General features: G+C 73.8%; 9 protein-coding genes. All 9 read right to left on the reverse strand.

Annotated elements, in window-relative coordinates; genetic code table 11:
- Positions 1-237: zinc-ribbon domain-containing protein (locus ACJ73U_RS14060; protein ID WP_407778045.1), on the reverse strand; the 237-nt coding region annotated here is incomplete at its 3' end.
- The gene (locus ACJ73U_RS14065; RefSeq protein WP_407778046.1) at positions 234-755 is read right to left on the reverse strand and encodes a phage tail protein; all 522 of its coding nucleotides are present in this window, start codon (positions 753-755) and stop codon (positions 234-236) included. The genes ACJ73U_RS14065 and ACJ73U_RS14060, both read right to left, overlap by 4 nt.
- Complete coding sequence (locus ACJ73U_RS14070; protein ID WP_407778047.1) at positions 752-2683, reverse strand: putative baseplate assembly protein; 1932 nt, start codon at positions 2681-2683, stop codon at positions 752-754. The genes ACJ73U_RS14065 and ACJ73U_RS14070 overlap by 4 nt, the downstream gene beginning before the upstream one ends.
- Positions 2683-3093, reverse strand: coding sequence for a GPW/gp25 family protein (locus tag ACJ73U_RS14075; RefSeq protein ID WP_407778048.1), 411 nt, complete (start codon positions 3091-3093; stop codon positions 2683-2685). Before ACJ73U_RS14075 ends, ACJ73U_RS14070 begins: the two co-directional genes overlap by 1 nt.
- Entirely contained in the window at positions 3093-3401 is a 309-nt protein-coding gene (locus ACJ73U_RS14080) for a PAAR domain-containing protein (protein WP_407778049.1), read from the reverse strand. The genes ACJ73U_RS14075 and ACJ73U_RS14080 overlap by 1 nt, the downstream gene beginning before the upstream one ends.
- A 20-nt stretch (positions 3402-3421) precedes the next feature.
- Positions 3422-5086: a VgrG-related protein gene (locus tag ACJ73U_RS14085; protein ID WP_407778050.1), complete on the reverse strand. Its 1665-nt coding sequence runs from the start codon at positions 5084-5086 to the stop codon at positions 3422-3424.
- On the reverse strand, positions 5083-5778 hold the full coding sequence (locus tag ACJ73U_RS14090) for a LysM peptidoglycan-binding domain-containing protein (protein ID WP_407778051.1): 696 nt from the start codon (positions 5776-5778) through the stop codon (positions 5083-5085). Before ACJ73U_RS14090 ends, ACJ73U_RS14085 begins: the two co-directional genes overlap by 4 nt.
- A 13-nt stretch (positions 5779-5791) precedes the next feature.
- Entirely contained in the window at positions 5792-6217 is a 426-nt protein-coding gene (locus ACJ73U_RS14095; protein ID WP_407778052.1) for a phage tail protein, read from the reverse strand.
- A gap of 17 nt (positions 6218-6234) precedes the next feature.
- Entirely contained in the window at positions 6235-6726 is a 492-nt protein-coding gene (locus tag ACJ73U_RS14100) for a hypothetical protein (RefSeq protein ID WP_407778053.1), read from the reverse strand.
- Positions 6727-7879 lie beyond the last annotated feature (1153 nt).

A 7879-nucleotide genomic window follows, 5' to 3' on the forward strand; every position in this document is an offset into this window, starting at 1 on the left:
AGGGGTGGGCGGCGGCTCAGTGACGATCGGCGCGACCAGTGCCTGCGCACGGCGCGCCCTCGCCGCGGCGTCGGCGGCCGCGGCGTCGGCGTCGGCGGCGTCGGCGTCGGCATCGGGTCCCGCGGCCCCGGCCTGGCTGTCGCCGGCGGCCTTCGCGCCCCAGCCGAGGTAGTTGCCGCAGTTGCCGCAGAAGTCGTCGGTGGCGCCGACCTGGGCACCGCACTGTGGACAGGTCACGGGTCCACCACCTCCACCACGCAGGTCACGTGCACCGGGCACACCGACGCGACGACCGCCTCGACGCGTGCCCGGTCGACCGGACCGTGCACGCGCACCACGACCTCGTCCGCGGCGGGCACGTCCGTGCCGGGGGTGGCCGACCAGGCGGCGCCGGGACCGTCGCGCACCTCGGCCCGCACGCCCTGCGACAGCGCCAACCGCTCCACCAGCCCGTCCGCCGTGCCCCGGCGGCGGTGCGCGGCGACGGCCCGGCGCACCACGGCCCGGCGCAGCGGCAGCGGCAACGCCGGGTCCAGCTCCGCGGCGACCCACGACGACAGCCAGTCGAGGAAGTCCGCCGGCGCGAGTGCCGGGTCGAGGTAGGCCGGCAGGTTGTCCATCGTGGACAGCAGGGCGGAGAGCACCGCGTCCAGCCCCCAGGTGAACCGCAGGGCGAAGTCGTCCGCGGTGTACATGGCGGGCAGCATCGTGCCGAGCGGGTGTCGGCTCGGCAGCTCCGGCAACGCCCCCCTCACGACGCACCCACCGAGACCTGGTGCTGGTGGGAGAACACCAGCGCGTTGGACGCGACCTCCAGCCGCTCCACCGGTCCGCCGCGTTCGCCGGTGAGCGGGTTGGCCGGGAACATCCGCACCTCGGACACCAGCGACACGTCCGGCACGCCCTGCAGCACCGCGAAGACCTCGCCGAACTGCACCGGCCGGCCGAACTCCCAGCCCGCGCCGTCCGGTCCGCCGCGCAGCGGGTTCAGGTACCGGTACAGCGCCGTGAGCGCGTCCTCGCGGACCCGGGCGGCGGCGTTCTCGGGCGCGACGAGCCGCGCGACCACCGTGACACCCTGGTACCGCGGGGGTTCCACGACCAGGCGGCTGCCGAGCAGCCGGCGCTCGTCGAGGTGCGCCGCGACCGTGGCGAGCACCTCGTCGGAAGGAACCAGCTGCTCGAACCGCAGCCGGTCGCCGGCGTCCGCGACCGCGCCGGGCACCACCAGCACCCGCGCGCCGCCGCCCGCCGGCAGGCACCGCACCCGCGCGAGGGACGGCACCGCCTGCCGTGCGATCAGCTCGTAGTCCGCCGCGGTCACCGCGCGTTCCTGCACCCGCAGCTGGTTCGGCACGCGCACCTTCGCCTCCGCCACCGTCTCCGCGTCCACCCCGCCGGTGGCCGCCTCCCGGTTCCCCACCTCCGCCACGTACGGCACCGAGCTGCGCAGCACGGAGATCGCGCCCCGCGCCACGTTCCCGGCCCGCCCGCCGCCGGTGCGGTACCTCGGCACCCGGATGGCCGCGCCCTTGCGCGGCACCGCCCCGTACCGGCGCAGCGTGCCGTCGGCCTCGCGGACCGCGGGCGGGAACAGCAGCTCGCCGGCCGTCGCGTCGAGCACCACGTGCCGGTCGTCGGGGCCGGACGCGCCGAAGTCCGGCACTACCGCCCAGTCCACCCAACCGTCCCGTGTGGACACCTGGACGACCACCGGTTCGCCGTCCAGCAGCACCGGGGCGACCGGCAGGGTGAACCGCTCACCGGGCACGCCGGCGGACTCACCCACCGGCACGTCGGTCTCGACCTGGGCGTGCTCGACGGGGATCGTGCCGCCGACGGTGAACACCTGGGCCTCCCGCACGGTCGGCGACTCGGAGTAGAAGGGCTGACCGGCGCGTGCTTCGACGACCCGGCAGCGCAACCAACCCGCGCGGTGGCCGGCGACCGCGGACTCGGTGTGGCCGGCGGGCACGTGCAGCACGACCTCGCCGGGCCGGTTCAGCCCACCCGTGGTGTCCTCGTCGGTGGCGCAGTCGACCCAGTCCTGGCCGTCCCACGCCTCCCACACCAGCGGCGGCTGGCGCGGGTCGACGCCGACACCCTCGACCTGGCTGTCCAGGCGCACCACCACGGCGCAGCGCGGCACCGCGGTCGGCAGGCCGAACAGCGTCGCGTCGCCGGGCACCGGCCGGGCCTGGAAGCACGGCACGTCCTTGCCCTCCAACAGGTCCCGGGTGCGGTCGGTGTGGTCGCCCTCGGCCGTCCTGGTGACGAGCCACGACAGGCTCGACGGCACGATCGGCAGCGCGGCGGTGGTGGCGAACACGACCGGCTCGGCGCTCTCGCCGGCCTCGGTGGCGACCTCGGTGCCGGGCGGCAGCAGCACGGTCTCCTGCTGCGGCGCGGAGAGCCAGAACGTGACGTCGGTGCCGGCGGCCGTCGGCGGGAAGAGCCGCACCCCGAGCAGGTCCAGGAACGCCAGGTAGTTCTTCTCCGGCACCCGGTTGAGCCGGTAGACGAGCTGGTCGACCATGTGCGCGAAGGTCTCGATGAGCGTGACGCCGGGATCGGACACGTTGTGGTCCGTCCACTCCGGACAGCTCTGCTGGACGTACCGCTTGGCCTCGTCCACGAGCTGCTGGAACCTGCGGTCGTCGAGGTTGGGGGCTTGCAGGGCCATCAGCTCGTCTCCGCTTCCTCGGAAGGGATGGTGTAGAAGGGGAAGACCAGGTTGCGCTGGTCGTTGGTGGCCCGGATCGTGTAGTGGACGTCGATGTACACGCAGGCGACGTCCACGGAGTCGAACGCGATGATCACGTCGGTGGTCTCGATCCGCGGCTCCCAGCGGTCCAGCGCGGCACGCACCTCGCGGGCGATGTCACCCGCGGTGGCGTTGTCCGCCGACGCGAACACCAGCTCGTGGATGCCGCAGCCGAACTCGGGGCGCATCGGGCGCTCGCCGGGCGCGGTGCCCAGCACGAGCCGGATCGCCTCCAGGATCTCCTGCTCGCGGTCGACCATGCCGATGCCGCCGGTCGCCCCGACCCGCAACGGGAACGCCCAGCCGCGGCCGATGAAGTCCGCGCTCATCACAACCCTCCGATGTAGACTGTCCGCGCGCCGAGCAGGATCGTCGCCCCACAGGCGGTCTTGTCCCGCATGGCGGCCACGGGAACGCCGGCGACGAGCACGGTCCTCGGCCCGGTCGGCGGCAGGACCACGTTCGCCGGCCCCATCAGCGTGTCCGGGTACTTGACGCACACGTGCACGCTGCCGACGACCGCGGCCGGCGCACCCTCGATCAGCACGGTGGCCACGAGGGTCGCCAGCGGGCCGGGCGGCGGGCCGAGCGCGCCACCGTGGGACGTCTTGTCACCCAGCCGGGCAGCGGAGGGCATGCGCTTTCTCCTCGTCGTTCTCAGTTGAGCCGGATCGTCCGGCCCTTGATCGACACCTCGCCGGCTCCCGCGTCGATGGTGATGCCGGTGGCGTCGAGCGTGATCGAGCTGGTGACCCGTCGGCCGGCGAGCACGGCGAGCCGCAGGCTGCCGCGCTGCTCGTCGAGCAGCACCTCCAGCCGCTTGTCGCCGGTGGCGAGGCGCACCCCGGCGGCCTGCGTGCCGTCGAGCAGCTCGAGCCGGTTCCCCCCGCGGGACACCAGGCTCCGGCGGTTGAGCGTGCCGCCGCGGGCGTCCACGAGCGGGACGGCGTGCTCCGCCGGCGCGTCCACGCCGTTGTAGAGCACGCCGAGGACGTAGGGCCGGTCCAGGCTGCCCTGCTCGAACCCGACCAGCACCTCGTCGTTGACCTCGGCGCTGAACACCCCGCCGCCGCCCAGCTGCACGGCGCGGACCCAGTCGGTCACGTAGTCGTCGTCCAGCCAGGGGAACTTCAGCCGGACCCAGCCGCGCTGGCCGCCGACCTCCTTGATGTCGGTGACGACGCCGGTCGCGAGGCCGGGCATGCGGACGTCGCGGGCGGGGGCGGTCAGCCCGGCGAGTGAGCGGTCCGGCGTCGCGCTCACCACGAGCGTGGTCCGGTAACCGGCGTCTGGCTCCAGCACGTGGGTCACGGAGGTCGCGGTGTACCGGCCGGCGAACGCGGCGCTGACGTTGCCGAGCGCGACCGGCACGCCCGCGCGGAGCTTGGGGTTGCCCTCGGCGACCGCCTCCAGTTCGCCGTAGCCGGCGCCGATCGACGCGGCCAGCGCGTCCGCGGCGGCGTCCGCCTCGGCTTGTGTGCCGTAGGGCGTGTCGACGACGAGAGTCCTGGCCCGGGTGGGGAACCTGGCGGCCGCCTCGGTCACCGACAGTCCCGGTTGGACAGTCCGGCTGGACATGCTGGTGCGCGGGGCGACGAGCTTCTGCTTCCTGGCGACGTCCCAGCCGCGGACCTCGACGCCGCCGGCCAGCTCGGCGCTGCTGAGGGCGGCGCGCAGCACCATCAGGTTGCGGCCGAACTCCAGCACGTAGGGGTTGGTGTCGGCCGTGGTGGACGGCGCCGGGGCGCCGGAGGCGGGGTCGGGCCGGACGAACTCGAGCAACCCCTTGTCGTCCACCGTGACCACGGCGCCGTGCTCGCGGGCGAGCGACTGCAGGAAGTCCCAGTCGGAGACGGCCGGCTGGCTGAGCTGCTGGTAGGTGATGGGCGCGGTCTCGACCCGGCCGACGGACAGGCCCGCGTTCCTCGCGACCTCGCGGACGATCGTGGCGGCGGTCATCATGCGGAAGGCCTTCACCCGGCGGCCGCGGAGCAGGCGGTGCGCCTTGCTCATGGCGCGGATGACCGTGTACGCGCCGGTGCCGTCCGCGTCCATCTCCAGCCCGGTGACCTCGCCGACGAACAGCAGCTCCTGGGCCTGGGTCCGCACCGCGGCGACGGACACCCGCACCGGGCTGCCGATGGTGATGCCGGTCCTGGCGAGCAGTTCGTGGTCGCCGTCCTCGTAGACGAGCACCGCGGACGCGGGCAGCCCGACGTTCTCGTCGACGACGCAGCTGCGCAGCTTGTCCAGCCACGGCGCCTGCCCGAGCGTGCCGCCCTGGACGACAGCGCTGGCCGCGAAGGACCGCCCGCCGGTCATGACGTCCCCTTCGTCGCCGGTACCAGGAGTTCCGTGCCGGGAGCGAGCACCATGGGGTCGTCGATGTCGTTGGCCTCGGCGATGACGCGCCAGGCGGTGGCGTCGCCGTACTCGCGGAAGGCGAGCTGCGGCAGGCTGTCCCCGGCGACCACGCGGTGGGTCCGGCGGGCCTCGCGGGACCCGGAGGTGGGGTTCTGTCCGAGGATGCTGGCGCCCGCCTCCTCGATGGACAGTGCGCAGGTGGCACGCAGTGGTTTGCCGTCGACGTCGAACAGCGAGTAGTCGACGGAGAGGTTGGCGAGCACGCCGTCGAAGGAGACCGACCGGGCGGTGCCCCACTCGAAGCGCACCCAGGGGCTCGCGGGCGTCCGCTTCTGGATGCTCGCCCTGGTCGGCACACACGCGATCATCAGCTTCTCGACGCGTTCCTCGACGGAGTTGTCGTGCGTGGCGGTGGCGTCGAGGAACACGCTGACCGACAGCGCGCGGGGGCCGCTGCCGACGAACTCGGGCAGCGAGGCCTCCTCGGCCATGCGGGCGGGCTTGCGGCGCCACTCGGTGGTCTTGGCGAGGCTGAGCGTGTTGGGGTTGAACTGGAACGCGACGGTCGCGAGCCGCCCGCCGGGCTTGGCGCCGACCGACGCTGGCGGCTCCATGATCACGAGCCGCGCCTTCACGAGGCTGGGGTTCACCTGGGGTGTCCTTTCAGGACGCCTGGAGTCCCTCGTGCGAGAACTCCAGCGTCTCGACGGCGGCCTGCGAGCGGCTGGGGTCGAAGCTGGGCCCCTGCCAGCGGATGGGGATGATGCCGAGCACCTGCCAGCGGACGAGCGGCGTGAGGTCGGGCCTGAGCGCGACGATCTCGCCGTCCTTGCGGTCGGCCTGCTGGATGACCTTGTTGAGCCAGGTGAGGATCTTCCCGGAGTCACTGGTGACGGGCCGGGTCATGGTGATGTTGGACCAGCTGATGCGCGAGGGCAGCTGCCAGGTGAACCCGTTGTTGCCCCCCTCGGCGAACTGCTCGACCTCCAGCTGCGCCCCGAGCCCGTCACAGGTGTGGAACGTACCGAGATCGTCCCCCGCGATGGACAACGTGAAGAACACACTGCTGGCGAAGATCGTGTCAGGCATTGCTGTCGTCGCTCCTTTCACCGGCGCCGGTCGTGCAACCGGCCGGCCCGTTCCCGGCCGTGCCGCAGTTCCGCGCGCAGCAGCCGCGCCACCGGCTCCAACAGCCGCCGGGCGAGATCGTCGAGGTCCTGACCGCCGGGGTGTCTGTCCGCCGCCGGTTGCGCGCCCGGCATCTGTTGTCCGGCCGACATCTGTTGCCCGGCCAGCATCTGTTGCGCGCCCCGCATCTGTTGCCCGGCCGGCATTTGTTGTCCCGCCGGCATCTGTTGCCCGGCCGGCGGTCGCTGCCCGGCCGGCGGCGCCGACCACCGAACGCCCGGAACGCGCTCCTCAACCGGCGCCGTCTCGGTCGCGCCGGCCGGCGCCGAACGCCGCTGCGCGACGACCATGTCCCTCTCGGCGGGCTGTCGCAGGCGGACGACCGGCTTCCCGGCGGCAGGCGGGGTGGTGGTGTTCCTGAGCACCGGCAACGGCTGTGTACCGACCAACGGCGTCTGCGCGAGAGGCATGCTGGGCGTCGTCCTCGCCGGGCGTCGTTCCGCCGGGACGTCCCCGCGTGAACCGGCTTCGACGGATGACGGGGTGGCGAGGCGCTGAACCGTCGCGGCCGCGGTGCGTCGAGGACCGGGCGGTACGGCGGTGGAGGGCATCGCCGCGATGGGGGCACCGAGGTTGGCGGCCGGCCGAGCTGACGCAGGCGGCCCCGGCCGGCTCGCGCCACGGCTGACGGTGGCGGCAGGCAGGCGGTTGAGGGGCTCTCCGAGAACGGATCGTGCCCTGCCACCCGACGGAGCCGTCGAACCCGGGGAAACCCCCACCCGCCGGCCCATCGGGGTCACGGGGGGTTCACTCGACGCCGTCGCATCGACCACGGGCAGCGAAACTCGTCGCGCCACCGGCTCCCGCGCAGGCGACTCCGCACTCAGCCCACCCCGCGTGGCACCCGCCGCCACACCGCCCGGCTCCACCACCCGCTGAACCGGCCCGGCCTCCGGGCCCACCTCACCTCGCGACACACTCCTCGGCTCCGACACTCCTCCGCCCGAATCCGCCACAAGGGCAAGCACCGGGTCGGGAGAGCCCGCACCCGACCCTCCCGGTGCCGTACCAGCCGACCCCGCACCGCTTTGCTCCGCGCCCCCGGAAACCGCGGGCCCGGACGAATCCGCCGGCCGGCCGCTCCGGGGCGCACCTCCCCGCCGCGAGACTCCTCCACCCGGGTCCACCGCCCGCTGGACCACCGGCCCGGCCGAAGCCGCCCGCTGAACCACCGGACCGGCCGAGCCAGAAGCCAGCCCACCCAACCCCACACCCACCGGCCTCGACACTCCGGTAACGCGCGGACCGCTGGAACCAGGCGAGTCCGCAGCCCTCTCCTGCCGCGGCAAGCCTTGCGACTCCGGGACCCCGCCACGGGAGTCCACCAGCCGCTGAACCGTCGGCCCAGCCGGGCCAGAAGCAGGCCCACCCCGCGATACCGCGACCTCAGCAGCCTCCCGAACCCCAGAACCAGTCGACTCCGAAGCCATCCCACGCCGGGGCACACTCCCCGGAACCTCTCCGTTCGAGTCCGCAACGCGCGGAACCAGCGGCTCGGCCGAGCCCGCACCCGACCCACCCCGCGCTCCACCCACCGACCCCGACACCCCTGCGGTCACCCGC

It is taken from the genome of Actinophytocola sp., from assembly GCF_045807065.1.
Taxonomy (GTDB): domain Bacteria; phylum Actinomycetota; class Actinomycetes; order Mycobacteriales; family Pseudonocardiaceae; genus Actinophytocola.